The organism is Roseburia rectibacter, from assembly GCF_014287515.2.
Lineage (GTDB): Bacteria > Bacillota > Clostridia > Lachnospirales > Lachnospiraceae > Roseburia > Roseburia rectibacter.
The window spans coordinates 1,864,329-1,887,310 of the sequence record NZ_CP092473.1 but is presented as its reverse complement, the minus strand read 5'-3'; the positions used below and the strand labels follow the sequence as shown (position 1 = coordinate 1,887,310).

38 protein-coding genes are annotated in these 22,982 nt (G+C 41.2%); 6 read left to right on the top strand and 32 right to left on the bottom strand.

The window, feature by feature from the left end:
- Positions 1–32: 32 nt before the first annotated feature.
- The 32 genes from H8S51_RS08945 to H8S51_RS08795 form a co-directional block, all read right to left on the bottom strand.
- Positions 33–1,727: a capsid protein gene (locus H8S51_RS08945; RefSeq protein WP_241070982.1), complete on the bottom strand. Its 1,695-nt coding sequence runs from the start codon at positions 1,725–1,727 to the stop codon at positions 33–35.
- Positions 1,711–3,120, bottom strand: a complete 1,410-nt coding sequence (locus H8S51_RS08940) for a terminase (protein WP_186898880.1) — start codon at positions 3,118–3,120, stop codon at positions 1,711–1,713. The genes H8S51_RS08945 and H8S51_RS08940 overlap by 17 nt, the downstream gene beginning before the upstream one ends.
- The gene (locus H8S51_RS08935) at positions 3,120–3,575 is read right to left on the bottom strand and encodes a transposase (protein ID WP_186898881.1); all 456 of its coding nucleotides are present in this window, start codon (positions 3,573–3,575) and stop codon (positions 3,120–3,122) included. Before H8S51_RS08935 ends, H8S51_RS08940 begins: the two co-directional genes overlap by 1 nt.
- Before the next feature lie 262 nt (positions 3,576–3,837).
- Positions 3,838–4,248 carry a DUF1492 domain-containing protein gene (locus tag H8S51_RS08930; RefSeq protein WP_241070981.1) on the bottom strand — a complete coding sequence of 137 codons (411 nt, stop codon included), beginning with the start codon at positions 4,246–4,248 and terminating at the stop codon, positions 3,838–3,840.
- Positions 4,249–4,347: 99 nt separating this feature from the next.
- Entirely contained in the window at positions 4,348–4,581 is a 234-nt protein-coding gene (locus H8S51_RS08925) for an ABC transporter ATP-binding protein (RefSeq protein ID WP_241070980.1), read from the bottom strand.
- 39 nt (positions 4,582–4,620) lie between these two features.
- Positions 4,621–4,809, bottom strand: coding sequence for a BlaI/MecI/CopY family transcriptional regulator (locus tag H8S51_RS08920; RefSeq protein WP_186898882.1), 189 nt, complete (start codon positions 4,807–4,809; stop codon positions 4,621–4,623).
- Between the two features lie 83 nt (positions 4,810–4,892).
- A complete protein-coding gene (locus tag H8S51_RS08915) occupies positions 4,893–5,033 on the bottom strand; it encodes a hypothetical protein (RefSeq protein WP_186898883.1) in 141 nt (46 codons plus the stop codon).
- Positions 5,034–5,051: 18 nt separating this feature from the next.
- On the bottom strand, positions 5,052–5,402 hold the full coding sequence (locus H8S51_RS08910; protein ID WP_186898884.1) for a hypothetical protein: 351 nt from the start codon (positions 5,400–5,402) through the stop codon (positions 5,052–5,054).
- Positions 5,389–5,661, bottom strand: a complete 273-nt coding sequence (locus H8S51_RS08905) for a hypothetical protein (RefSeq protein ID WP_186898885.1) — start codon at positions 5,659–5,661, stop codon at positions 5,389–5,391. The genes H8S51_RS08910 and H8S51_RS08905 overlap by 14 nt, the downstream gene beginning before the upstream one ends.
- Positions 5,662–5,685: 24 nt before the next feature.
- On the bottom strand, positions 5,686–5,961 hold the full coding sequence (locus H8S51_RS08900) for a hypothetical protein (protein ID WP_186898886.1): 276 nt from the start codon (positions 5,959–5,961) through the stop codon (positions 5,686–5,688).
- Positions 5,958–6,299, bottom strand: coding sequence for a hypothetical protein (locus tag H8S51_RS08895; protein ID WP_186898887.1), 342 nt, complete (start codon positions 6,297–6,299; stop codon positions 5,958–5,960). Before H8S51_RS08895 ends, H8S51_RS08900 begins: the two co-directional genes overlap by 4 nt.
- A gap of 2 nt (positions 6,300–6,301) precedes the next feature.
- Positions 6,302–6,658, bottom strand: a complete 357-nt coding sequence (locus H8S51_RS08890) for a YopX family protein (RefSeq protein WP_186898888.1) — start codon at positions 6,656–6,658, stop codon at positions 6,302–6,304.
- Positions 6,659–6,660: 2 nt separating this feature from the next.
- Complete coding sequence (locus H8S51_RS08885) at positions 6,661–7,011, bottom strand: DUF551 domain-containing protein (RefSeq protein ID WP_186898889.1); 351 nt, start codon at positions 7,009–7,011, stop codon at positions 6,661–6,663.
- On the bottom strand, positions 6,992–7,414 hold the full coding sequence (locus tag H8S51_RS08880; protein WP_186898890.1) for a hypothetical protein: 423 nt from the start codon (positions 7,412–7,414) through the stop codon (positions 6,992–6,994). Before H8S51_RS08880 ends, H8S51_RS08885 begins: the two co-directional genes overlap by 20 nt.
- A complete protein-coding gene (locus tag H8S51_RS08875; protein WP_186898891.1) occupies positions 7,404–7,559 on the bottom strand; it encodes a hypothetical protein in 156 nt (51 codons plus the stop codon). The genes H8S51_RS08880 and H8S51_RS08875 overlap by 11 nt, the downstream gene beginning before the upstream one ends.
- Before the next feature lie 10 nt (positions 7,560–7,569).
- Positions 7,570–8,670 (bottom strand): DUF4317 family protein, encoded by a 1,101-nt coding sequence (locus tag H8S51_RS08870; RefSeq protein WP_256451919.1) that lies wholly within the window; start codon positions 8,668–8,670, stop codon positions 7,570–7,572.
- A gap of 11 nt (positions 8,671–8,681) precedes the next feature.
- A complete protein-coding gene (locus tag H8S51_RS08865) occupies positions 8,682–8,924 on the bottom strand; it encodes a hypothetical protein (protein WP_186898893.1) in 243 nt (80 codons plus the stop codon).
- Between the two features lie 11 nt (positions 8,925–8,935).
- Positions 8,936–9,919 (bottom strand): N-6 DNA methylase, encoded by a 984-nt coding sequence (locus tag H8S51_RS08860; protein WP_256451913.1) that lies wholly within the window; start codon positions 9,917–9,919, stop codon positions 8,936–8,938.
- A 32-nt stretch (positions 9,920–9,951) separates the two neighbouring features.
- Entirely contained in the window at positions 9,952–10,476 is a 525-nt protein-coding gene (locus tag H8S51_RS18120; protein WP_186898895.1) for an N-6 DNA methylase, read from the bottom strand.
- A gap of 67 nt (positions 10,477–10,543) precedes the next feature.
- The gene (locus tag H8S51_RS08855) at positions 10,544–10,909 is read right to left on the bottom strand and encodes a hypothetical protein (protein ID WP_186898896.1); all 366 of its coding nucleotides are present in this window, start codon (positions 10,907–10,909) and stop codon (positions 10,544–10,546) included.
- A 1-nt stretch (position 10,910) separates the two neighbouring features.
- Positions 10,911–12,206: a hypothetical protein gene (locus tag H8S51_RS08850; RefSeq protein ID WP_186898897.1), complete on the bottom strand. Its 1,296-nt coding sequence runs from the start codon at positions 12,204–12,206 to the stop codon at positions 10,911–10,913.
- Between the two features lie 12 nt (positions 12,207–12,218).
- Positions 12,219–13,877, bottom strand: a complete 1,659-nt coding sequence (locus H8S51_RS08845) for a PcfJ domain-containing protein (protein ID WP_186898898.1) — start codon at positions 13,875–13,877, stop codon at positions 12,219–12,221.
- A gap of 1 nt (position 13,878) precedes the next feature.
- A complete protein-coding gene (locus H8S51_RS08840) occupies positions 13,879–14,367 on the bottom strand; it encodes a hypothetical protein (RefSeq protein ID WP_155219892.1) in 489 nt (162 codons plus the stop codon).
- Positions 14,360–14,815: an RNase H family protein gene (locus H8S51_RS08835; protein ID WP_155219895.1), complete on the bottom strand. Its 456-nt coding sequence runs from the start codon at positions 14,813–14,815 to the stop codon at positions 14,360–14,362. The genes H8S51_RS08840 and H8S51_RS08835 overlap by 8 nt, the downstream gene beginning before the upstream one ends.
- Positions 14,779–15,630 (bottom strand): rolling circle replication-associated protein, encoded by an 852-nt coding sequence (locus H8S51_RS08830; protein ID WP_186898899.1) that lies wholly within the window; start codon positions 15,628–15,630, stop codon positions 14,779–14,781. Before H8S51_RS08830 ends, H8S51_RS08835 begins: the two co-directional genes overlap by 37 nt.
- A gap of 160 nt (positions 15,631–15,790) precedes the next feature.
- Complete coding sequence (locus H8S51_RS08825; RefSeq protein WP_186898900.1) at positions 15,791–16,093, bottom strand: hypothetical protein; 303 nt, start codon at positions 16,091–16,093, stop codon at positions 15,791–15,793.
- Positions 16,056–16,307 carry a hypothetical protein gene (locus H8S51_RS08820; protein WP_186898901.1) on the bottom strand — a complete coding sequence of 84 codons (252 nt, stop codon included), beginning with the start codon at positions 16,305–16,307 and terminating at the stop codon, positions 16,056–16,058. Before H8S51_RS08820 ends, H8S51_RS08825 begins: the two co-directional genes overlap by 38 nt.
- Positions 16,252–16,581 (bottom strand): hypothetical protein, encoded by a 330-nt coding sequence (locus tag H8S51_RS08815; RefSeq protein ID WP_186898902.1) that lies wholly within the window; start codon positions 16,579–16,581, stop codon positions 16,252–16,254. Before H8S51_RS08815 ends, H8S51_RS08820 begins: the two co-directional genes overlap by 56 nt.
- A 10-nt stretch (positions 16,582–16,591) precedes the next feature.
- Positions 16,592–17,146, bottom strand: a complete 555-nt coding sequence (locus tag H8S51_RS08810; protein ID WP_186898903.1) for a cell wall hydrolase — start codon at positions 17,144–17,146, stop codon at positions 16,592–16,594.
- Positions 17,147–17,185: 39 nt separating this feature from the next.
- Positions 17,186–17,362 carry a hypothetical protein gene (locus H8S51_RS08805; RefSeq protein ID WP_186898904.1) on the bottom strand — a complete coding sequence of 59 codons (177 nt, stop codon included), beginning with the start codon at positions 17,360–17,362 and terminating at the stop codon, positions 17,186–17,188.
- A gap of 259 nt (positions 17,363–17,621) precedes the next feature.
- Positions 17,622–17,807 carry a hypothetical protein gene (locus H8S51_RS08800; protein ID WP_186898905.1) on the bottom strand — a complete coding sequence of 62 codons (186 nt, stop codon included), beginning with the start codon at positions 17,805–17,807 and terminating at the stop codon, positions 17,622–17,624.
- Between the two features lie 30 nt (positions 17,808–17,837).
- A complete protein-coding gene (locus tag H8S51_RS08795) occupies positions 17,838–18,041 on the bottom strand; it encodes a helix-turn-helix domain-containing protein (protein ID WP_186898906.1) in 204 nt (67 codons plus the stop codon).
- 158 nt (positions 18,042–18,199) lie between these two features.
- Between H8S51_RS08795 and H8S51_RS08790 the strand changes: the two genes are divergently transcribed.
- The 6 genes from H8S51_RS08790 to H8S51_RS08765 all read left to right on the top strand — a co-directional run bounded on the left by H8S51_RS08790 (position 18,200) and on the right by H8S51_RS08765 (position 22,934).
- The gene (locus tag H8S51_RS08790; RefSeq protein WP_186898907.1) at positions 18,200–18,628 is read left to right on the top strand and encodes a helix-turn-helix domain-containing protein; all 429 of its coding nucleotides are present in this window, start codon (positions 18,200–18,202) and stop codon (positions 18,626–18,628) included.
- A gap of 12 nt (positions 18,629–18,640) precedes the next feature.
- Positions 18,641–19,078, top strand: a complete 438-nt coding sequence (locus H8S51_RS08785; RefSeq protein WP_330646805.1) for an ImmA/IrrE family metallo-endopeptidase — start codon at positions 18,641–18,643, stop codon at positions 19,076–19,078.
- 24 nt (positions 19,079–19,102) lie between these two features.
- On the top strand, positions 19,103–20,146 hold the full coding sequence (locus H8S51_RS08780) for a type I restriction endonuclease (RefSeq protein ID WP_186898908.1): 1,044 nt from the start codon (positions 19,103–19,105) through the stop codon (positions 20,144–20,146).
- Between the two features lie 41 nt (positions 20,147–20,187).
- The gene (locus tag H8S51_RS08775) at positions 20,188–20,733 is read left to right on the top strand and encodes a Uma2 family endonuclease (RefSeq protein ID WP_186898909.1); all 546 of its coding nucleotides are present in this window, start codon (positions 20,188–20,190) and stop codon (positions 20,731–20,733) included.
- Between the two features lie 187 nt (positions 20,734–20,920).
- The gene (locus H8S51_RS08770; protein ID WP_186898910.1) at positions 20,921–22,492 is read left to right on the top strand and encodes a recombinase family protein; all 1,572 of its coding nucleotides are present in this window, start codon (positions 20,921–20,923) and stop codon (positions 22,490–22,492) included.
- Entirely contained in the window at positions 22,461–22,934 is a 474-nt protein-coding gene (locus tag H8S51_RS08765) for a manganese catalase family protein (RefSeq protein ID WP_241070979.1), read from the top strand. The genes H8S51_RS08770 and H8S51_RS08765 overlap by 32 nt, the downstream gene beginning before the upstream one ends.
- Positions 22,935–22,982 lie beyond the last annotated feature (48 nt).

Here is a 22,982-nt window from a genome sequence, read left to right as displayed (position 1 = left end):
TGCCGTTTGCGTACACCTTAAATCCCTGCTGTTTATACTGTCTTGTCAGTTCCTTTAGTTTTGTTCTGCTGCACAGATCCTTTCGGAGTTCCGCGTAATCGTTCTTTTCTATCGCGTATATCCCCATCTTTACCTGCTGACTGGCTATCTTTAGCAGTCCCTGATACTCCTTTTTGCTCATCCGGTATATCCGGTTCATCACTTTTACTTTCACCTGTTGGATCTCCTTTCATGTCCTCGTCCTCTATGTCAAGGACATCCATATCTATCCCCGGCTCTTCTACATCCTGTATGCCCTGTTCTGCTTTCAGCCTTGCAATCTCTTCCATCTTCCACTGTTCATCTCTGGAATCCCCATACAACTCTTCTACCGATGCCTCAATCGACATGATCTGCCCGGTTCTTGCCTTTGATACTGTTTCTACCTGGCTTTCAAAGGACGGGTTTGCATACTCGCCAAATGGAATATCTGCATCAATGTCCTCAACTGTCTGTTTATTCCACGTTGCATAGGCTTTCAATACTGCATCTACCAACTGCGGAAGAACATTCTGCAATGCATCCACAATCTTATTTCTGGTGTACAGCGTTGCCTTCTCTTTCTCACGCTGTGCCTCTGCGTTATCCAGCTTTTTTACATCAATCCCAAGTGTTGACGGTGAGATCACACCCTGCAGGCAAAGATCTAATGCCGTGGTATAAGTCCCCAGATAACTGTCTGTCGGAATCGTCGGCTGTACCAGATCAATTTTTGCCGCCGCACCCTCTGACATATTCATATCACGCTGGATATACGCATTATCAAATGCATTCGGCTTTAAGACCTCTCCTGTATTGGGGTTCCTCGGAAGTAAACCTTCTGGGATATATTCTTTGCTTCTTGCCTTTCTGAGTGCATCCATCCACTGTGACCAGCACTCATCCAGGTTGTCAAAACTGTCTGCTTTCTTGTCAAAAATAGAGCCGCCACGGTTTTTATACCGGCTGCTCTTAAATACCTTAAATGGCACTGCCATCATAAAATCATCCTGCCATGTGATCACCGGCTTAAGATTTGCGGTATCCGGGATATAATTCAGCGGCAGTTCCTTACCGCCATGCAAGAGTGTACTGCGTATGTACTTTCTTCCATAAGTTTCTTCCAGCGTATATTTCTGACTATTATAAAAATAATCTGTCCGGAATATGATTTCTTTCAGCCGGTTTCTGCTGTATACATATTCCACCTGATCGCCCGGAACAAATTCCAGAATCGGAAACTGTGACAGTTCCGGGTCAAAACTGATCCGGAATGCTCCATCTCCAACCACAAGTGTTTCTGCAACTGCATCCTCTATCAGTTCCTCAAAATGGTTGTCCTTTGCAATATCATCCCAGATGCTCTGATACTTGCCCTGGATTTCTATGCCGTTCATATCTGATACAACAATCGCTGCCAGTGTATCCACAATGATTCCCGGTATGCCGGTGTGATTCTTCTCTATCTCCATGCCAACCGTCGGAACCACCGCCCAGAAACGCGTCCTGTTTCCCTCTCCCGGAAGATTCTTATACAACTGGCTGAGTTCATCTGCGTTTCCACGATACCAGATACGGTTCTTTGCAGCATTTGCATTAAAATCAAGCTGCTCTGTGATCATGATTACATTCTGCTGTGCAGGTTCAATCTGCAAAAAACTCCGGATACCTCTTCTGATGCTGTCTGCCATTTTATCTACCACCTTCATTTCGTTTCACTCCGATCTTTTCACGGTACGGAATCCATCCATACTGTGTGCTGTTAATCATATGGTCATTGCCGTCCTCCGGCGTATTATCTTTATCTTCCTGCCAACTGTATACTTCCATCTCATGTATATAATTAGTGCAGGTTTCGACAATAAAATAGCTTGGCTCTTTCCCATTTTCGTTATAGGAAAGCCAGCCAAGCTGTAAATTGATTCGATCAATGATCTCAACCTTTTTGTATGCATTATTAAACAGGTACAGGCAATCGTTATGCAGTCTTTTGTATTTTGCGAATTCTGTCAGCGTTGCCTGATCTGCGGAATCCACAAATACATTTTTTGCAAACCCCCATTCCTTTCTGTTGCGTTCCAGGAAATCAATATAGTTCTTTACTGTATCCGATGGTGCTATCGGATTTTCTATATTTGCATTGTTATATACCTTTTCATCCAGGACAAACAATCTTCCATAGTTTGTGATTCCCATAAAACTCATTGCGATCGTGTCCGGACTTTCTGTGGAATATGCAGTGTCAAGACCAGCAGTAAACCATTCGAACCATTCTTTCTGATCTGTCCGGTGCCTGTCTTTTATAAACTGTTTTGCATATTCTTTCGTTACAACATGCTTTTTCCTGCTGAAATTACTGAATACAAGACCTGTTGCCCTGCCCCGCAGTCCAAGTATCTTATTCTTCCATAGCTTTGTCCCCTCTGGTACGTTCATTTTGATCTGTTCTATCTTTTCGGGCGGAAGTCCCCAGTTATCTTTAAAATTAAAAAACCAATGCGTCCATCCAGCCTTTTCCGGCTCTGTCAGTAACTCATTGATCTCTTTTGGTGCATCGTCTTTATATCTTTCCAATGGGCGGCAACAATTAATGTACTCTTTATACACCGGCAGGCTCGGATCATCCGGGTTTAATGTTCCCATGATATAATCTGCCCGCATGGCTGCCTCACGGACAAAATCAATATCTGCTGTGTTGATCTCATCAATATACAGACATCCGTACTGACCGCCGAGTGCTTTCTGCCACTTCTTTTTATCCCCATACCCCATTACATACACGATTTTTTCACCCTTACTGGTCCGGTAAAGGATATGTGGTATCTTTTCATCCTTTGTTCCATTGCCGTTATAGGTTGTAAGAATACCAAAATCATCTATAATCCCAAGGTCCTTGTTTATGATGTTCTTCTCTGCTGTTCCGGTATCCTTTGATGCAATGATGTGATATTTTTTCGGTGACTCTGCAACTTTAAGCATAAATTTGAATATGCCGACTGTTGTTTTGCCTGCTGCCGTCACGCCTTCTAACATTTCCACAGGTGCATCATGTTTTATAAAGTCCTGATATTTATCTGATAAAATCAGCCTCTGGCTGCTCATTATCCATCACCACGCATTTGTTTGATCAGGTCATCCAGCTTTGTCTTCTCTGCTTCCAAGGTACCGGATACCTGAACATCCTGTTTGTCTTTCCATTTATCCGGACGGCGGTTCTTTAACCAGAAGATCTGTGCGGTAGTATCTGGAATAACATGTTTCTTTGCTACTTTTCTTTCTGTCATTTCACCATATTCATATTTCTCAGATACTTCCTCGTACTCATATCCCAGTGCACGCTTAAGCAAAGCATTCTCCACTTGAAGATCAATAACTTCTTTCCCTCTTTTTAAGGTGTCCGAAATGTCCGAATGATCATTTTTCCATTTGTTTAATGTACTGCGTGAAATTCCCATATTGCGGGCTATCTGATCATCTGTGAGGCCGTCTCTCGCCCATCCTTCCAGTTTCAGTAAACCTTCCGGTGTCAGCCAGTATTCGTATTTTCCTTTTGCCATTCGGATCACTTCCTTCCTGATTCTTCTTTTCCCTACACTCTTTCATCACATGTGCAATCGCCTGTTCGGCTGTCGGATCACTGTATCTTTCTTTATTCATTCTAATCTCCCCATTCATACGGAGGTTGCGGCTCCCCTGGGTTTCATGGAGCCGCTTAATGTTGTGAGCACGAAAAAGAGAGACTGCTGCCGCAATCTCCCTTTGAACCTTTCGGTTAGTATAACAATATCATATTTTGAGTGTGCACTTCTATGCACTCTTTTAAATTATAAAATGTTTCAGTGCATCATTATGTATGTAATGGGTGCGTCTCCATGATAATCCCATCTTCACACAGATATCCTCCCACTTCATCAACCGGATATAACGGTACATCAATACATCCTTTTCATCTTCATTATCCATCCGCTCTATCTTGTCCGTGATCTCCTGGCACAGCTTGATTCTGTGATATCTGGCTTTCATGTACCGTCTTTCCTCTTCGTCCAGTAGTGCAGCATAAGCAGATAGATCTGTATTGTTATGTGCGTGTGGCATGCCGTCATTGCCTACAGATGGCATAATCTTGCTTAAACGCATTTCTGTGATCTTTTCCTCGCTGCGTTTCATCTGACGCACTGCTTTTTCATATTGTTTCAGGTATTCCTTTTTTAATTCATTTTCTTTCTCCACTCTCCATCCTCCATGTTCAATTATTACTCTATAGTAATTTTAGCATGGAAATTTAGTGGATTTGTACCAATTTTCAACGCTATATACTTCCATGTACTTTTAAATAATTACCGCACCATCCGCATCTGTCCGCCCGCTCCTCTTCTGCTCTATGAATTTCTGCACAATCCGACGTTTCCGGTAAAAGCAATTTTTACTGATCGGGAGAATGCCATAATGAGCTTCTAACATGTCATAACTGGTACCAACAACGATTGATTCTGTCAGTTTATCGGCTATGATGCTATCTACACTCATACAGATCTCGTACACTTCTTTCTCATTCACACACATTCCCCCTCTGCTTGTTTTATTTTTCTCCCTGCCTGTTCTTCATTGTTTATTAGTATCCGTATATCCCAGCTTCTCTAATCTTGCCATAAATGTTAAAGTAACCTGCACTGGCCAAACCTGCCCGTATCTTCTGTTTATCTCTGCCGTGATTTCTTCCGGCGTTAACTGCTGCTCTGACTCCTTGATAATTTTTAAAACTTTCTTTTCCTGATCTGATAATGTCTGCATGTCATTGTCTCCTTTATAATTATATTTGTAATTTCTATATGATTATAATTTACATGTGTAATATTGTCTATTACTAATTGTTTTTATCTCCAGATCGTGATGAATGCAGTTATTAACAGGATTCCCCAGTATACAACATTATGCAGTTCTTTCTTTTCCCGTGCTTTTTCCATCTCATCATAAAATGAAATAACAATTATTATCCCTATTAATTTTAAAATCATCTTGCTTACCTTTACCTGTCAGCTCTGGCACATCAACCAATACTGTATTAAACGTTCCTTTCGTTTTTCCTGCTCGTCTTTCTCGAATCGGAACGGTTTTCCTTCTTTCAGTTCCAGTTCTATCCCGTCAATGTTTCCATTTAGTTTATCCTGACAATGCCGGAGAAGTGTTTCCAGATCGCACAGCCTGTTTGCTCTGTACTCATCACGGATGTGCTGTAAAACTCTGCACGTGCTTTTTATCCGGTACTCATAAGTACATTTACTGTTGATAAATCTTTCTTTTCCGGTTTCTGTTTTCAAGATTTTTAATCTATCATCAGATTCCTTCAGCTTGGCATAAGACATTTCTATGTCAGTTTGTTTCATCTACACCTCCACCTTTCACAATCTCGATTGCCGTTTTAAGTTCAACAATTTCTTTTTTTGCACTCCATCCTACAGGCTGTGCAACACAACTTGCCTTATCCAATTCGCTTACAACCGCATCCACATTGTAAGCGGTCTGAATTTCGTCGACTTTTTCCATCAACGTACCCATTTTCCAAAAGCTATTTATAACATCCTTTTCCTTCTCAAATGTATCAGAAATCATCTTCTTTACATCGTCCGCATCAATCAGTCTCATCGTTCGCCCTCCTGTTCCACACTTCTAAACATCAAATTTCATGTGAAGATATTTACCCTCGTATTCGGTTTCCCAATAATAGTCACCTGTGTACCAATCTTCTCCCCTACATGTCTTGTCACACCATTCTTTACAGTTATCTCCACCCTGCTCGTTACCCGTATGATATTCTGTGATATCAGCAAAGTCAGGGTCCATACCGTCCATTTCAAGGTTTTCCTTACACCACTTTGCAATCTCTTCATTAAGTGCATTTCGTTGTTCGATTTTATCAACTATTTCTTTTGAAATCTTACTCATTCTTTATCGCTCCAATCTAATTTCTGACCACAGTCACTGCAATATGACCCGACATTATACTTGTTTCTTAAATCTCCCTTCTCGTAACAAACAGGACAATAATAGTGATGCATTCCTCTATTGTATCCTTTCTTTATCTCTTCTCTTATTCCTTTCTTTGCCGTCTGCTTCTCCATCGCCGCCCGGCATTCTTCCACCGTTCCGATTGCTCGGTACTGTTGAACCTCTTCCAGGGCCTTAATAATTGAGTTTCCAATATCTGACCCCGGAAGAATTCCCAACATGTTACTTTTTCTTTTTGAGCTTTTCAGATATTCAAGTGCTTCATTCTCCGTCATTCTTACACCTCCAACAGTTCCGGATTGTCAAAAATATTTCCAATAACTTCTGCGCATTTTCTTTCTTCTGTATAAAATCCTAAGTTGCAGTAACAATCCCCGCTTTCCTTATGGCTTGCATAACTGTAATCCAATGTCCAGTCCCCATTGCAATATTTTACAATCTCTGGATACTGTTCTTTTCTATCGCAAACGTCATTCTCCCAAATCAGCTTGCCGTTCTTATCCTTAAGTCCGGTGCACTGGCAGATGGTATTCTCCAAAATGATTACATCATGGGGTATCCCAGTGAGTGCATTCCATTCAACCCATTCTCCATTATCAATCCGCTTTCCACGGAATAAATATCTATCTTCCATCACTATTCCTCGCTTTCCCGGTACGGCTCCGGCAGTGGCATCCAGGCAATAACGTCAAATGGAATTTTCTCTCCGTCTGCATCGTTCCATCCGTGACCGTCATATCCGACAAAATACGGAAGTATATTTTCAAAATCAGTTTGTGTTGACGGCTCATAGTCCATAACAGTTACCAAACATCCATATGCTTCTTCCGGCAGTCGCTCACTCACCGGAATCCACCCACCAGTCTTTTCTTCCTCTGCCAGAATCCTGTTTACCTCTTCCTCTGAAATCACTTTCGTCAGAGGAGAATATCCGCAGGCTTCTGTTAATGATTTAACTATCCGGCTTCTAATTCTGCTTATTTTCATTCTGATCCTCACTTTCTGGTAACATAGCATATTTATAGCTACTCATTTTACCGTCGTATGTGCTCCATGACGTTTTTCCGTAATCCCATGTATAAACCGTTTCATCTTCATATTTTGCAAAATGTTCTTTGCTCCACGCAAAAAGTTCAGAATCTCTGACCAAAATCGGTGTATCAACTGGAACTCTACTCCAATCAACCGGCGGTTCAATCGGTTCGACATATTCGCTGTTCGCCCATTTTCTCGTCTTTATTTCACAATCTCTTATTGTGCCGCCATTAAAATTACACTCGTTGCACTGTGTTTTTCTGCAATTTTCCAGCTTTCCATTAACGACGGCAATGTTCCCCCCATTGCACGCGATTTCAATAATCTCTTTTGCGTATTTTTCTCTATTCAGCATCTTTCTTCTCCTTCCCATACCGTAACTGATACGGTACTTCCTTAAAATCTCTCAATGTATCCGGGTTTGGATGCTTTGGTATTCTCGTTCGCTTGTCCGTCAGCGATTTAATGGCTCTGTTGCGTTCTTTATTATCTCTATGCATTGGATTCCTCCTAAACGCCCGTAACTTCCCGTATTTTTTCAGTCAACTCCGTCTCTTTTCCGCCGTTCAAAATCTTAATCTCTTCTGCGGCGCCTTTCAGCATTTTTTTCACATGTTCGATATTGTCCCTCTTATGGCTTGCCTTAACCGCTTTTTCGTCGATTACTGCTGCAATCGTCGGTGTCTCTTTAAAAGCACTCCGGTATGACTTTGCGATCTCCTCGATACATGACGGCGGCGTGTCTGCTTTCTCCAGCGTCTCTTCCAAGATTCCAAGTGTTAATTCCTGCTGTTCTGTGCGTTCCAGTTCTTTCTTTGCTTCCTCTTCCAGCTTTTCATCCAAAACCCGGTGGAAATCTTCATACATCTTGATTCCTTCATCGCTGTCTCCAAGTACTTCCGTGATAACTGTTTTTAATATCTCCCTCTGCTCTGTCGCTGTTGTCTGCATAATACATCCTAATCCCTGTGCGAGTTCCTGGTGCGGTGCTTTCGTGTCTCTCGTATAAAAGAGCATTGCATCTCGATCTTCCTTTCGATCCGTGAATGCCGGGAATAAAAATCCTGTATCCGGTGCGCCGACTACTTTATCACGGAATCTGTTTACGATCGCATTCTCGCTTTCGCTATATGCCAGTCCCGGTGCTGTCAGATTTACCGGACATATAGCGCAGAGCATGTACTCGTAGACGTCCTCTGATTCATCTATTTTGTTGTTATCAGAAGTTTTTGTTATAACATCGTAGGCATCACGGTAAAGCAGGATCAGGTAGTCTCCGATATAATCGTAATTGTCGATCACTCTTTCATAAAATGCCATCAGCATTTCTTTATTCTTTAATCCGGTTTCTCTCATGGTCAACAGGAACTGCTGCATGTCGTTTTCTTCCTTTGCCTCTTCCGAAAGTTCCAGATTCAACATGTTGTCTTTCAGTTTTCCCTTAAAGATTCCTTTTGCAATATCCAAGTATTTATAAAATTCTTCATCCGGAAGATTCAAAAATGTCTCTCCGAATGTTGTTACGATATTTTTATCTACATCCACATAGCACCCGCAAATACGGGAAAAAGTGCAGTTATTCTTTGTCAGCCTTCTTTTTAATTCCAAGATATCTTTCTTTTTTATTTTGTTGTCCTTTCTGCCATTGCTACATACTTTCCATAACTCATCCCGGCTTCTCTTGCTTTTTCTAACACGCTGCTTATATCGCTGTTATTATGTGTCTGGTTTCTTCTTTTCTCATGAATTTTTCTACTACGTTCATTTCTACACTGTGTTCCACAAGTCAATGCGGCTGCTGATATTGTTTCGAATTCTTTTCCGCAAATTATGCACTTTTTCTTATATGCTTTTCTTACAAACACTGTTTTCCTCCTTATTTATCTTTCACGTTTTTATCACTTACATCAATCTTTCCACTCATTAAATCCGGTAGTAACGCATCCCGTAATTCCAGTAAAAATCTGTTTTCCTCAATGTTCAGATACATGATGTGTTGCTTCCACATCTGCAAAATTGACATCAAGATTGTTGATACGCTGTCTTTTCTCCCATTCTCAAATTTTAATTCTCCTGCTTTTTTCGACATTGCAATGAAATTTTCTGGAATGATTTTTTCTCCTGTGAAGCCTAGCGTCTCATTCATCGCTTTGTTAATTTCTTCTGATGCCTTAAATGCCTGGAAAATCTCGTACAGCCCTATTGCTTTCGCAAGACTCTCATTCATCGTCAGCTTCAAGCCATTTTTCTCTTCAATCACACGATTAAGGTCTGCTATGATTTCCTTGTATTCCCTATGTGGCTGTGGTTCAAAATCAACCTCAAAATATGCGGAAGGCAAAAGTCTATACTTTCTCTCCTTGACATCCTCTGGTGAAACACTTACAGCAAAATCTTTCTCTATAGTGTGTTCTTCAATTGCTTTTATGGCACGTTCCATTTGTTCATCAGAAAACACTTTCACCGCTTTCTTATACACTCTATTCGTATGGCTCGAGCTTCCGTACTGTCCTCTCTGTTCGCGTTCCTCCACCTCATATGTATTTCTCATGTCAATAAGCTCTATTTGCGTCGTGCTCTTATGTTTGTTAAATACAATGATGCAGGTTGCAATTCCAGTGCTTTCGAACATATTATCTGGACACGCTATGACTGCTTCTATTAAATTTTTTTCAATCAGATATTTTCTGATTTCCTCTTCCTGTTTTAATCCACCAGTTAGCGCAGAGCATGGCAGAATGAAAACCGCCTTTGCATTTACCTTATCTAATGCAGTTAAAACAAACGCAAAATTCGCATTACTTTCCGGTGGAAGCTCACAATCATAAAATCTCGGCTGGAGCTGTGCAAATACCGGCAATTTCCACTTCATGTTATAAGGCGGATTTGAAATCAATGTTGTTCCCATTTCTCTATCTCCTTTACTTCTCCGTACTTGTCGCCTTTAAAAACCATATATGTGTGATAAATTTCATCCTGAAGCACATCTGCATGATACACGGTACACCTAATATTTCTCACCGCCATATTAAACAGAAGGTATGGAATTACATTTTTATCAAATTCATATAGGCAAAATACCTGTTCCGGTATCATGTTCCATTTTTGAATTGTCAAGGCTCCACTCCCTGCACACATATCAATTATCACATCTGATTCGCCAGCTAACCGACTAATAAATCTCGCAAGGCTTTTTGGTGTGTAATCCTGCATCTTCTCTTTCCTGTCTGCATGATAGTATTGAAAAATCATTTGCAACCAATCGACTGATAGATCGTTGTTGATCAGCTTGCAAAATTCTTCATATACCTGAATATCATTGTTTATCACAGTTTCAAACAAGCGTTTTGTTATCTCATCAACGCTTTTGATTTTTAATATTTCAAGTAGTGTGTCTGTTATTTTTTTTAGCTCCATTTAGCTCCTTTCTCTCCGGCACCGGTTGCCGGAGAATCGCGCGTTTACTGTTTCTGTGATATATTGATTAACCAAAAGTTGGAAAATCCCATTTCTTATAACGCAGCTTGTCCTCGTTCCAGTCCGGATACTGCTGCATCAGGTATTCTTTGAACATTTCGATCATCTCCGCCCGGAGTCCTTTACTGCCGTTATCTAACAGCATGTGATGGTACCGGCAGCCCACCGCTCCGTTCTGTGGTATGCCAAGTCCGCCCTGGGACTTGTTTATGTAATGCATGATATCTTTTGTCCGGTAGAGCATCGGATCTTTATTTTCCATGTGGTACTGCCGCCTGCAGAAGATGCAGCTCTCATCGTCGCGGTAATAGATGATCCGGCGGGTTTCTTCATCGAATTGGAACTTCATGTTTTTTCTGGTCCGGTACCGCATGTCAGTCCTCCTCTAACTTATCCATGATTGCCCCTGCCTCTTCACTTTCTAATTCCTGATACGCATCTCTGTATTCAGTACATTGACATGTTGATTTTAATAATGCCCTCAACATTTTTACCTGTTCTTGGCACCAGTTGCTTTCAGCATTTTTTATTAAATCCGCCATAAAGAGATCAAGTGTCCAGTTCATAATTTCTCTTGTTTCTGCGATCTCCGGTTCGTTTTCCTCATTTTCCGGTTCGCTCGGCATGTATTCCGGATGGTTCTCAATGCTGTCCTGTCCCGGTAACTGCTGCCCGCCGGCCGCCTCCGGCTCATCCGTCTTAATATCTTCCGGCTGTTCCTCCGGCTCGATCGGTGACGGTTCCGGAATATCCGGCTCAATATCATGCAGTGTCTTGGGTGTTTCTTTTACCGGCTCCGGTTTCTTTTTCGACTGCTGCACGTGCGACTCTTTCCGTTGCACCGGTGCAACTTTGCTTTTTTCAGTTTCCGGAAAATTTTCATGAAACATATTCTCCCATGCACTCTTCACATCAAATGATCCTGTCATGTTCCTGATCGTCTCAGCAACTTCCTCCTGCATGATCTGTTCTTTTTCCATGCTTCTTGTGTTCACGATCTCGATCATTTTTTTAAAGTTGTTCACGGATACGGCAAGTTTTCCGATCCCTGGGATTCTCGTCATGTAAACTTTCATGTCCGCCGGTGCCATGATCTCAAGCACATCCTGTTCGTTTTTTAACGAATTGATCACATCTTTGAATAACTGCGGCTCATCATGGAAAATATTTAAAATCACCTTTTCAAAGATTGTCTCCGCCGTTTTCGTTGTCTCCGGCTCCTGCTCAATCATTACTTCGATATCTGAGATTTTCTGCTCTTCCTCAAATTCTTCTTTTACTGTACTTATTTCCGTTTTACTCATTTCCGGCGTCAGAATCTCGTTGATCTCATCCGGCAGTGTCAGCATGAGTGCCAGTTTTGCATAACCGAACCGCTGATATTCTTCTTTCAGTTCCATAGAATAGCCATCTTTTGAGAATCGATCGTTGATCCGGATAAAACGTGATACCTGTGTTTTATCAAGCCCGTATTCCTTCATTGCAAACTCAATGACGTTTGAATACCCGGAACCCGCTAAAATTCCCGTATCCTGTGCCACTTTTAACAGATATCCGATCCTCACAAACTGCTCTGCTGATTTCTGCAGTTCGGTGTCAAGATCATGCTTATATACCGCGTAATCTGTATATGTGATCACATTGTGGTCCTGTCTTATAATTTCTTCCATTTTTCTTCCTTTCTACACTGCTGCCAGTGCCTGTCCTGCTTTCTCCGGCTTCTTTTCCCTGTTTTTCAGCTGCGCTGTATAATCTTTCAGAAATCTATCAAAAAACTCCTGTTTCGGTTTTTTATCATGTGCTCCATACCACTGTCTTATCTCTGTTCCTTTGATTTCTATTGTGATATAAGGAGTGTCCGGTGTTTTCTCTTTTCGCAGGAACAAAATGGCGGTCGTTCCCTTGTTATGTTTTGAAAGATAATTATCACCGCCTACACAATGGTGTAAGGTTCTTCCTTCCACGATAATCTCTCCCGCGTCTTTTGCCGGGCGGATGATATAGCCCTCTGCCGATGCCTGATACCGCTTGCACAGGCTCTTATATTTCACTGCAATTTTGGAAAATTCCTTGTTTTTCTTTTTTATAAACAGCTCGTCATGTCTTTCCGTACTTTCCTTAACCATCTGGTTGTGTGCCTCTTCCAGATCGCGCGGATAAATAAATACACTGTTTGTCATGTCATAGCCCAGTGCCTCCCGCATGTTAAGGTAGTCGTCATATTCCCAAATCACGTTCCTTTTATAACTCCCGTATGCGGTCCAACCTTCCGGCACCGGATCAAATTTTTGTTTTGCATACTTTTCTACCCGGTTTATCAACTGCTGCAAGGTCATGTATTCAAGTAGATGTTTCAGCCTGTTTTTCATTTCTCTGTCAAATTTTTCTGCAATCCATTCTTCCTGTTCTGGTTTCCAGGAATATCCCTCTTTCTCTTCAAATTGCAGTGTTTCTAACAGATCTGTATCTCCATGCGCTTTTATGACACTGTTGATGTGTTCCTTTTTCTTTAACCGAAGCTGCCCTCGCAAAGTATCTTTCCTGCGGTTGATAGTCCCAAACTTTCCCTCTTTCCATAAGATTTGTCTCACCAGTTTGTGCATACCCATTTTGCAGTACATCTCGATTGCAGGATTATTTGCATATGTCATCAGTGCATCTGTAGTGTTCACGGCATTCTTTATCGTTCTGCCCCAGTTTTCTCTTCCCATTTTTTCTAACTGATCTAATGGACAATATTTTAATGTCGACTGCTGCACAATCTCTTCCCATCCCGGATAAATCTCCCCGTCCTTTACTTCTATGTACGGATATCCTCCCCTGTCCGATAGTATCCATTCGTTTTCATCCCGTCTGTAACTATATGCACGCACCATTTTTTCTACCTTCCCTTTGAAAAGGAAATACCGGCTCTCCTCTGTCATAATGTCTTCCATTTTTAATGACTTCTGATATCGCCTGTAATACGAGAAAATCCGCACGATCAGATCATTCTCACTTGTCAGCTGGTACAAATAAATTCTCGCTTCCTGTCGCACTGGCGATGTGATTCTCTGCCATTCATAAGTTGATACATTACCGCATTTTTTACAGACTGCCTTTTCTCCTCTTCTGGGAATCTCATCATGCAGTGTCCCGTATTCCGGATCTTTCGGAGTGTATAAAATATATCTCTCCGCGCACTTTCCGCAGATGCACTCTGTATGATTTCCGTTTCTCTTATAATAAATTTCCGGATTCCACAATTTTTTCGCACACCAGTCTTCGAAATCCTCCGGAAGCTCCGGGGTCAATTCTTCCAGCTGTCTTATTCTTTCTTCCTCGTTTTTCTTAGCCGCCATATCACTTTGCCTCCGTGTAATAACTTTTTATGATCTTCTTTGCTTCTCCCATTCCTGGGATTCCAAGTGTCACACGGCTGGCATTTACTTTTGCCTCTTTTAAAATATCTTTGTCCACTGGAATCTGATTCTTAAATGACCATTCCAACAGCTTCCCAATACAGCCCTTGATGCTTTTCCCTTTCCTGCGTACCGCGACCGCCATATCGTCATGCTCCATGCACTGTGATCTGATGTAATCCACCCAGTCAATCATGATCTGCTTCGGTTTTAAATCTTTACATTCCACATCGATCTTTCCGATCGCCGCCCCAAGCGGTGTCGTCAGTGTATCTGTATATCCGCCCCAGTAATCTTTGGCATCCTCTTTATCAATTCCATTTTCCTCTGCCAGTACCAGGAGACTTTCCATATCTCCTTCTGTTTTCAATCCCTCTGCTGTGAGGTTTATTTCTTCTGCGCTGTCAAATTCTCCGAATCTCTCAAACATTTCTCGTTTTCTCCCTTCGTTCCATTTCTTCCATCAGTTCCTTCGTGTAGGCATTGGGCTGTTTTAAATAAAAACTGCATAAGTGCCCCTGCTTGCCCCGGATCAGCTCCAGCCACTTATCTTTATTTTTTACCGGCTGACCTCTGGTCGTGATCCATCCTCTCTTAATCCACTGTGCTACATCTTCCCTGCCTGCAAATCCGTTGTACAGGTATTCACTGTCTGTATAAATTGACAGCTCGCATTTTCTCTTCATACGGGAAAATGCACGTATCAGAGCCTCCATCTCTGCCCTGTTTCCATTCATCTGTTCAACAGGTTCAATGTGTTTTCTTATCTCCGGCAGGCTCTTTCCTGATGGATAATATTCTAGGCAATATCCAATGTAGCCGTCACGCTCCCATCTGCCCTTTATGGATGTGGTGACGTAGATGCTGACCGCCTGCATAGATCCTCACACTCCCTTCTGATCTCTCCGGCATCCCGTTCCAGCCGGATCTCCGTGTAATAGTAATAAGACATGCCAGTGAATGGATTTACTCCGTATCGGATGCTGTCTCGATCTATGTAATATCCCGGTTGCGGCTCTGGTCCATTCTCGATCAGCTTTCTTACTGTCCGACGCTTATATTTATGTGTTTCTTTTTCCGGCATCTTTAAATTTCTCGAACAGTCATATTTGACAAAAATTTTTGTTTCTTCTTCCTCTCCAAATAATGTCATCTGACCTGTAATTTCTTCTGTAGGCTCTTTTACGATGTAATTTGCCAAACTTTTAAAATAATCGCCTTCATACACCGGCTCATAATTCACCCGTCCATCTGTCAGCCTGTTCCATACCTCAGATACAATCTCCGCTGTTCCCGGTGTTCCATCCAGCCTGTTCATCAGTACATGGAAATGGATTCCTCCTCTTTCCCCTACTTCTATCCTGTATACAAACTTCAATACCTGTCCTCTCTTTTTATATTTATTTCTCACAGTATCGAAAAAGGCTTTGCGGACTTTCTTTATCTCTTCCGCCGGAATTCTTGTTCCCCTTGGAAATTTCATTGTCAGCCACAGATCGCCTGGTTCAAAGTTGCATCGGATCTTCCGTAATATTTTCTTTTCCCTGTTGTATTGATTTTGTTTTTTTACCTGCTCGGGTGTAGCCTTTTTCTTCTTGGCTCTCTTCTCTCCCTTTGCTCCAAATTTTCCTACATACTTAATTTCGTGTTCTCTATATATTCCATACTCATAAACATCATGTCTGTGTGCCATGTCCCTGCTCCGTATCTGCTAAGTTTAATATATTGAGATTGTTAAATAAGCCGGCAGCTTATCCCTTTTTTCTCTTGCTTTTTCAGCAGGCGCATGATACACTATACCTGTCATAAGTATGGTGTGTATTGCACCTATCTGAGCATTGAAACCTAGCATTTCAATGCTCTTTCTTTATTACATTTTCGAACGTATGTACTGTATGTAAAAACCCGTGGAAAATGCACCAGTCAAGAGCTTTTATATACTGTGCTTCATCTATTAAGCCAATTACCGGATTATTCTTATCACGTACTCCAAAAAGCTCCGCTCTGACTTCTTCTCCCATATCCAGGCACATCACAACCATGGATGCCTGATCTGCACATAAAACTGCCTGAAGGTACTCTTTTCTCATCATATGGTCTTTAAATATTCCCGCCTGGTCATACAGCTTTTTTCTTATCCGATCCTCGTTCAACATTTACCCTTGCCTCCGAAAATGCTTTCTCAATCCTGCCCCAGCCGATCCGCTCCATGATCAACTCTGCTTCCTGTTTCATCTCAATAAAGTTTAGGACTGTATATATCTGTTCTGCCGCCATGGCAGCCTGTCCGTATTTTCCTGCAACAAATGCCGCCTCAAAACTTTGTGCACAATTTGCCGCCCAGTCTTCCAGTTCTTCCGGTGTTTTCATTGTCGTCCTCCACAATGTCATAATAAAATTTCAGCTCCGCCTCTTTCGCCAGCATCATAGAAGTTGCGAGTCCTTTATTTTCCCATCGGGTTTTTGTGTCGGAAATCTGCCGGTTGAACTCCGAACGCTTCATCTGCGGTTTTTTTATCGCTTCCTCAAGTTTTTCTTCCAGAGTGTCTGCAATCTCCTGCATCCATTCATACCCGCAGTCTGCTCCGGTTGCTAAATCGCGAAGCATAAAAGCCTCTTCTTTTGTTAAATCTAATGTGATCATCTTTCTCTCCTCATTTCTTCGAAAAATAATGTGCTCCGGTCTTTCTCCATGGTGTCCCATAATCAGACCACTGACCTTCCCGGAAATAATAAATTCCCGGATATCCTCTCTGTTCTACTTCCATCCTCACCGCCTGGTATGTCTCCTCTGACGGTTCCCAGATACCTGCCATCCCTCCATCCCAATATGATGTGAATTGATTCTTTTGGGATATTACACCGGCGATCGTGTCCGGCCACTCTCCGGAATGATCTTCTGCTCTGTTCAAAATCACATCTGCAACCAGGCGTTTTCCTTCCAAACTCTGATTTCCTGCCTCCGCTTCCACGCAGATTGCAAGGAGCTCCAGGCTGTCCCAATATTCCTCCTCCGTGGTGTCTGTGGGATATGTTTCATATTCCTGCCTTGGTGTGATCTCCGGCTGTTGCACCGGTGCAACTGGTTCTATTTTTTGAAATACACCCGAAACAGGCTGTCCAACGACTGCTGCCGGGTGTAAATTAAATGTAACTATGTAAATGATCATTATGACTGCTACATGACTCCAAAATGCTTTCTTCGGCATTGGTTTCCCCTCCTTCCTGCTTGTCCTAAAAGCTGCCACTCATGTGGCATTTTTCATCTGTTTTTTCTTATGAGCTCTCTCCTGTGCAAGTAACAAATCCATAGCTGCATCATTCAAACGCTGATGTCTTGCTTTTTCCTCTTCCGATGTCAGAATCGGAATCAGATTGATGTTCGTACCATTTGGGAACTCCTGGATCACTCTACGATATTCCATATATGTACCTCCTCTTCTTTAGTTAATGCTGTATGGGTTGTCTTTGTTACTCTTTGCTTTTAGTTTCTTTACCTCTCCATTTATGGTATGATCTCCTTACAGGACGTTGCCACGTTCGAGTTAATATAAAAAGGAGTGTTCATTAATGAAACTTACCAAAGAAGAAATCGATGACATTAAGTATGCCTGTTTAGATGATTCAACCAAAATTATCATGTATCTTGAGGAATCAAATAAACTTCAGAAAAAATACAATATTTCAATCCTGATTTTTACTATCATTGGAGCTATCGGTTCCGCTATTGCTGCCATTACTAGCATTGTTTTGTTCTTTCAATAGCGTTTTCAGCATTCGATAAATGTCTATCAGAAACAGCAATGCTACATTTTTTTGCTTATCTGCCACTTTCTCAATTTCTGATAAACCTTCATCTGTAAGATACATTCTTCTCACTCTCCCTTCCACTTTTACGGTTTAACCGTTATTTGTGGGTAAAAAAATAAGTTCACTATAAGACACACCATATACTTGTTCCATTCTTTGAATAATCGGAACATCAGGATATGACTTTCCTCTCTCGTAATTACTAAGCGTATCTGGTGTAATTCCAATAAGTTCTGCCGCTTTTACTTGTGTCAGACCTTTATTTACCCTTGCGCTTCTCAGCGTAATTGCCATATTTTTATCACACTCCTTTCTCTCTGTCTGAAATTAATATACTACGGTTTAACCGTAATGTCAACGGTTTTTTCGTAATTTTTTCAGAATTATATTGATTTTTTTACGGTTTCACCATATAATTTAATTACATTAAATAAAGAAAGAGGTGTCTACATATGAGCGGACTTGGCAACAAAGAAATAATGGCTAAGAATATTCGACATTACATGGAGCTTAAAGGTAAAGACCGCAATCAAATATGTAAAGATTTAGGTTTTAAATACACAACTTTTACAGATTGGATAAACGGGAATACATATCCACGGATCGATAAAATCGAATTAATGGCAAATTATTTTGGAATTAACAAATCCGATTTAGTTGAAGAAAACGGCTTATCTGCGCGAGATAATCGTGACATAAAAAAAGATCTTGATAATATCATGGAAAAATTAACACACAAGGAATATGGTCCTGCTGCATATGATGGCGAAGATTTATCCGAAGAATCTATGGATTTATTCCGCGACGAATTAGAAATTGCCCTAAAACGATTGAAACTTATCAATAAAGAAAAATACAATCCAAATAAGAATAAAAAGTAGGTGATGATTCTTTTGGATAATAAACAAATTAAACGAATTGTTTCTTATTATTACAAAAAATTCAATACAAGAAATCCATTTGAAATAGCAGATCATCTTGGGATACTATATCAAATTGGAAATATCGGATGCTCTGGTTGTTATATGTTTTTAAAAAATCATAGATATATATTTCTTAATCAGAACTTATCCGAATATGAAACAAGACTTGTGATGGCTCACGAGCTTGGACATGCTATCATGCACCGAAAAGAAAACTGCTATTTTATCCGGAACAAAACACTCTTACTTAATTCAAAAATAGAGATAGAAGCAAATATCTTTGCGTCAGAGCTTTTGATCCCAGATGATATTATTAGGGAAAATAGAGATTTGACCACTCAACAACTTTCTCGCCTACTGGGATATGAACAGGCTTTGATAGAATTACGCTTAAAATCATATATTTGATTATTGATAAACGGAGGAAAAAACATGGATTTTTCAGATCAGCTTAAAGAATTTTCTACAAGAATTTTAAAGTTAAAAGAAAGTATAAACACTGAGGAAGCAACTAAAACTTCTATTGTACTGCCATTTTTCAGTTTACTTGGATATGATATTTTTAATCCGCTAGAATTTGTTCCAGAATATACGGCTGATACTGGTACTAAAAAAGGTGAAAAAGTTGATTATGCTGTCATGCAAAACGGTGATCCAATCATGATTATAGAAGTGAAATCCGTAAATACCGATCTTAATTCCAAACATATTAACCAATTATTCAGATATTTCACCGTAACAAAGGCTCGATTTGGAATACTAACAAACGGAATTGTGTATAGATTCTATTCCGACTTAGAAGAAACAAATAAGATGGATCTCACGCCATTCCTTGAAATTAATCTTCTTGATATGAAACCAGACACCGTTCTTGAACTAAGAAAATTCTGCAAAGAGTCTTTTGATATGAAAGGCATTCTTGACAGTGCCTCCGAATTAAAATATACATCGCTACTCAAAAATGCAATTGCAGAACAATTTACTGATCCATCTGAACAATTTGTTCGCGCCTTAATAAAAAACATTTATAACGGTACAAAAACACAGGCAGTTATTGATAAATTTCGCGAATTAACAATTATTGCTATGAACGATTATATAACAGATGTTTTAAATGATAGGCTTCAAAATGTTATATCATCTGATAACAAAAACATTTCCGATATAAAACCAGTTCAAGAAAAAGAACTTCCTTTTCTTCCACAGGAATTAGAAACTCTTGACTACATTAAAAATATGATTCATGCAGAAAATGTTGTATACAAAAAAACTTCTCAATACGCATATATGCATATTGCAGGCTCTCAATATAAATGGATTTTCCGTGTTTATGTCCGTCAGGACAAGTGTCTCTTTGTATTGCATAAATTCAGTGATACAGACTATGAAACAGAGTACTTTTTTGATGAGGTTGAACTATTGTCGCAGATTCAATCTCTTATCGAAGATACCTATAAAAAATGCAAGCAAATGTAGCTTATAATTTTCCCCATTTTCATCAAAAGGAGGTACACACTATGCCGTTACCAAAAGAAAACACTTACACAACCGATTACATCTATTCTCTTCCAGAAGGACAGCGTGCAGAGTTGATTGACGGTGTCATTTATGACATGGCACCACCAAACAGATTGCATCAGAAACTTGTTATGAATTTATCAGCAGAAATCCGTAACTATATCAAGAAAAACAACGGTTCCTGTGAAGTCTATCCTGCCCCATTCGCCGTTTTTCTGAATAAGGATGATAAAACATACGTTGAACCGGATATCAGCGTTATTTGCGACAAATCAAAGCTGGATGACCGCGGATGCAACGGTGCTCCGGACTGGATCATCGAGATTGCATCTCCAAGTACGAAACGAACTGATTACGGCGTGAAGTTATTCAAATACCGTTCTGCAGGAGTCCGCGAGTACTGGATTGTAAATCCACTTACCAAAACAGTGAACGTCTATGATTTGGAAAAAGAAGAGCTGAGCGATCAATATAGTTTTGATGATGATATACAGGTGTGCATTTACGATAACCTGATGATAAATATTGCAGAATTGCTGAAATAAATAAAACCGCCCCTGCGAACCGGACACCAGTCAACAACAGGAGCGGATGCGTGCTCCGAAGATACACGCCCTAAGCAAGCATATTGTATCATTCGGAGCAGCCAAACGCAAGCGGAACACCAGTTCTCTGCTGGCTGTTATTTTTATACTCTTTTTTACATACATTTTCACAAAGGAGTGATACCTTATGCCAAACACCAAATCATTCACTGTAAATGAAGTCTTAGTCTATCTCCGCAAGTCCCGGTCCGACAGCCCGGATATGTCTGTGGAGGAAGTTCTCCGCAAACACGAGGAGATGATCCAGCAATATGCCTCCACGCACTTCCACTCTCCGATCCCGGAGAAAAACATCTTCCGTGAGGTCGTCTCCGGCGAGACGATCGATTCCAGACCGCAGATGAAAAATCTGCTGAAAATGATCGAGTCCGAACAGTTTAAGGCAGTCCTCGTCGTGGAGCCGCAGCGTTTGTCCCGTGGTGATCTTGAGGACTGCGGCAGGCTGATCAATATCCTCCGGTATACAAATACAACGGTTCTCACTCTCATACACTCTTTCGACCTGCAAGAAGAATATGAGCGTAAGTTTTTTGAGATGGAGATTACCAGGGGCAATGACTACCTGGAATACACCAAGCGTATCTTAAGACGTGGACGAGAGGCGTCTGTTGCCAAAGGGAATTATATCGGCTCTGTGGACCCATACGGCTATAAGAAAACAGTTATCAAAAAAGATGGCATCACCTGCCACACGTTAGAAATTATCCCGGAGGAAGCCGATACGGTAAAACTGATCCATGAGCTTTACGCTTACACACCGGGCGGCATCGGCTTTACGAATATCGCACATAAACTGGATGCCATGCACATTAAGCCAAAAAAGGCGGCCCACTGGACACCGGCGATCATCAGCTCGATCTTATGCAACCCGCTCTATCTTGGCATGGTCCGGTGGAACAACCGGAAGGTCGTAAAATACATTAACGAGGGACAGTTGGCAAAAGCGCGCCCGCAAAACTCTGAGGCGAAATATTATAAGGGGCTGCATGAGCCGATCATCACCCCGGAATTATACGATGCATGTATGGCGAGACGCGGGACCAATCCGAGTCTGCGCAGGAACAAAGAGCTCTGCAATCCGTTTGCCGGTCTGCTCTACTGTGGCACTTGCGGTCATGCCATGTCCCTTAAAATCTACAAAAATCACAATTCCGTCTCTCAGATGATGCTCTGCAACCATCAGGCTTACTGTCATACCAAATCCGTGCTCTATTCTGCCTTTTTAAGGCGTTTTATCTCTTCCATGGAAGATACTCTGAATGACTTTGAATTGGCGCAGAAATCGGATGACGGCAGGACGCAGGCGATCAGTAAAACGATCGTGATCAATCTGGAAAACAAACTGAAAAAACTGAATGAAAAAGACGCCCGGCAAAAAGATGCTTACGAGGACGGGATCTATTCCAAAGAAGAGTTTTTAAAGCGGAATGTCAGGACACAGCAGGATATCGCATCCACGATCATTGCATTAGAGGACGCCAGGGCAAAAAAAGCCGACATTATTGATTACGAGGAAAAGATAAGACGTTTTAAGGACTGTCTCCATGCCCTGAATGATCCGGAGCTGTCTGCAGCCGAGAAGAACCGGTTCTTAAAATCCTGTGTTGACAAAATTTTATATTATAATAATATGGAGTCAAAAGCGGGGATCGGGCGATACATAGAGAATGTTTTTTCCCTGGAAATCCAATATAAATAGCCATATTCAACTTATCTGTACCTATGAATTAGCCCACCTTGAAATGATTGCTGCTATCGTCCGGCAGCTTACCAGAGGTTTAAGTGCGGAAGAACTTGAATCCGCTGGTTTTGCTCCTTACTATGTTGACCACACTGCCGGAATCTGGCCGCAGGCGGCAGGTGGTATCCCGTTTAATGCATGTGAATTTCAAAGCAAAGGGGATGCGATCACTGATCTGTTTGAAGATATGGCTGCAGAACAGAAAGCCCGTACTACCTACGATAACATTTTACGTCTCGTAAAAGACCCGGAAGTCTGTGAACCGATCCGTTTTCTGCGCCAGCGGGAAATTGTCCACTTCCAGCGTTTTGGTGAGGGTCTACGTCTTGTTTTGGAAGAACTCGACAGCAAAAACTTTTATATGTGCAATCCGGAATTTGATCCGGGATGTGGAAAATAACAGAGCAAACTGACAAAAAACTGCGTGCAGCACGTCTTATACAGACAT

What these genes read in the sequence shown, in the direction of transcription:
- H8S51_RS08945 (WP_241070982.1), bottom strand. Translation starts at nt 1,727, where the DNA reads ATGAAGGTGGTAGATAAAATGGCAGACAGCATCAGAAGAGGTATCCGG.
- H8S51_RS08940 (WP_186898880.1), bottom strand. Translation starts at nt 3,120, where the DNA reads ATGAGCAGCCAGAGGCTGATTTTATCAGATAAATATCAGGACTTTATA.
- H8S51_RS08935 (WP_186898881.1), bottom strand. Translation starts at nt 3,575, where the DNA reads ATGGCAAAAGGAAAATACGAATACTGGCTGACACCGGAAGGTTTACTG.
- H8S51_RS08925 (WP_241070980.1), bottom strand. Translation starts at nt 4,581, where the DNA reads ATGTGTGTGAATGAGAAAGAAGTGTACGAGATCTGTATGAGTGTAGAT.
- H8S51_RS08920 (WP_186898882.1), bottom strand. Translation starts at nt 4,809, where the DNA reads ATGCAGACATTATCAGATCAGGAAAAGAAAGTTTTAAAAATTATCAAG.
- H8S51_RS08915 (WP_186898883.1), bottom strand. Translation starts at nt 5,033, where the DNA reads ATGATTTTAAAATTAATAGGGATAATAATTGTTATTTCATTTTATGAT.
- H8S51_RS08910 (WP_186898884.1), bottom strand. Translation starts at nt 5,402, where the DNA reads ATGAAACAAACTGACATAGAAATGTCTTATGCCAAGCTGAAGGAATCT.
- H8S51_RS08905 (WP_186898885.1), bottom strand. Translation starts at nt 5,661, where the DNA reads ATGAGACTGATTGATGCGGACGATGTAAAGAAGATGATTTCTGATACA.
- H8S51_RS08900 (WP_186898886.1), bottom strand. Translation starts at nt 5,961, where the DNA reads ATGAGTAAGATTTCAAAAGAAATAGTTGATAAAATCGAACAACGAAAT.
- H8S51_RS08895 (WP_186898887.1), bottom strand. Translation starts at nt 6,299, where the DNA reads ATGACGGAGAATGAAGCACTTGAATATCTGAAAAGCTCAAAAAGAAAA.
- H8S51_RS08890 (WP_186898888.1), bottom strand. Translation starts at nt 6,658, where the DNA reads ATGGAAGATAGATATTTATTCCGTGGAAAGCGGATTGATAATGGAGAA.
- H8S51_RS08885 (WP_186898889.1), bottom strand. Translation starts at nt 7,011, where the DNA reads ATGAAAATAAGCAGAATTAGAAGCCGGATAGTTAAATCATTAACAGAA.
- H8S51_RS08880 (WP_186898890.1), bottom strand. Translation starts at nt 7,414, where the DNA reads ATGCTGAATAGAGAAAAATACGCAAAAGAGATTATTGAAATCGCGTGC.
- H8S51_RS08875 (WP_186898891.1), bottom strand. Translation starts at nt 7,559, where the DNA reads ATGCATAGAGATAATAAAGAACGCAACAGAGCCATTAAATCGCTGACG.
- H8S51_RS18120 (WP_186898895.1), bottom strand. Translation starts at nt 10,476, where the DNA reads ATGGAGCTAAAAAAAATAACAGACACACTACTTGAAATATTAAAAATC.
- H8S51_RS08855 (WP_186898896.1), bottom strand. Translation starts at nt 10,909, where the DNA reads ATGCGGTACCGGACCAGAAAAAACATGAAGTTCCAATTCGATGAAGAA.
- H8S51_RS08850 (WP_186898897.1), bottom strand. Translation starts at nt 12,206, where the DNA reads ATGGAAGAAATTATAAGACAGGACCACAATGTGATCACATATACAGAT.
- H8S51_RS08845 (WP_186898898.1), bottom strand. Translation starts at nt 13,877, where the DNA reads ATGGCGGCTAAGAAAAACGAGGAAGAAAGAATAAGACAGCTGGAAGAA.
- H8S51_RS08840 (WP_155219892.1), bottom strand. Translation starts at nt 14,367, where the DNA reads ATGTTTGAGAGATTCGGAGAATTTGACAGCGCAGAAGAAATAAACCTC.
- H8S51_RS08835 (WP_155219895.1), bottom strand. Translation starts at nt 14,815, where the DNA reads ATGCAGGCGGTCAGCATCTACGTCACCACATCCATAAAGGGCAGATGG.
- H8S51_RS08830 (WP_186898899.1), bottom strand. Translation starts at nt 15,630, where the DNA reads ATGGCACACAGACATGATGTTTATGAGTATGGAATATATAGAGAACAC.
- H8S51_RS08825 (WP_186898900.1), bottom strand. Translation starts at nt 16,093, where the DNA reads ATGTTGAACGAGGATCGGATAAGAAAAAAGCTGTATGACCAGGCGGGA.
- H8S51_RS08820 (WP_186898901.1), bottom strand. Translation starts at nt 16,307, where the DNA reads ATGAAAACACCGGAAGAACTGGAAGACTGGGCGGCAAATTGTGCACAA.
- H8S51_RS08815 (WP_186898902.1), bottom strand. Translation starts at nt 16,581, where the DNA reads ATGATCACATTAGATTTAACAAAAGAAGAGGCTTTTATGCTTCGCGAT.
- H8S51_RS08810 (WP_186898903.1), bottom strand. Translation starts at nt 17,146, where the DNA reads ATGCCGAAGAAAGCATTTTGGAGTCATGTAGCAGTCATAATGATCATT.
- H8S51_RS08805 (WP_186898904.1), bottom strand. Translation starts at nt 17,362, where the DNA reads ATGGAATATCGTAGAGTGATCCAGGAGTTCCCAAATGGTACGAACATC.
- H8S51_RS08800 (WP_186898905.1), bottom strand. Translation starts at nt 17,807, where the DNA reads ATGTATCTTACAGATGAAGGTTTATCAGAAATTGAGAAAGTGGCAGAT.
- H8S51_RS08795 (WP_186898906.1), bottom strand. Translation starts at nt 18,041, where the DNA reads ATGGCAATTACGCTGAGAAGCGCAAGGGTAAATAAAGGTCTGACACAA.
- H8S51_RS08790 (WP_186898907.1), top strand. Translation starts at nt 18,200, where the DNA reads ATGAGCGGACTTGGCAACAAAGAAATAATGGCTAAGAATATTCGACAT.
- H8S51_RS08780 (WP_186898908.1), top strand. Translation starts at nt 19,103, where the DNA reads ATGGATTTTTCAGATCAGCTTAAAGAATTTTCTACAAGAATTTTAAAG.
- H8S51_RS08775 (WP_186898909.1), top strand. Translation starts at nt 20,188, where the DNA reads ATGCCGTTACCAAAAGAAAACACTTACACAACCGATTACATCTATTCT.
- H8S51_RS08770 (WP_186898910.1), top strand. Translation starts at nt 20,921, where the DNA reads ATGCCAAACACCAAATCATTCACTGTAAATGAAGTCTTAGTCTATCTC.
- H8S51_RS08765 (WP_241070979.1), top strand. Translation starts at nt 22,461, where the DNA reads ATGTTTTTTCCCTGGAAATCCAATATAAATAGCCATATTCAACTTATC.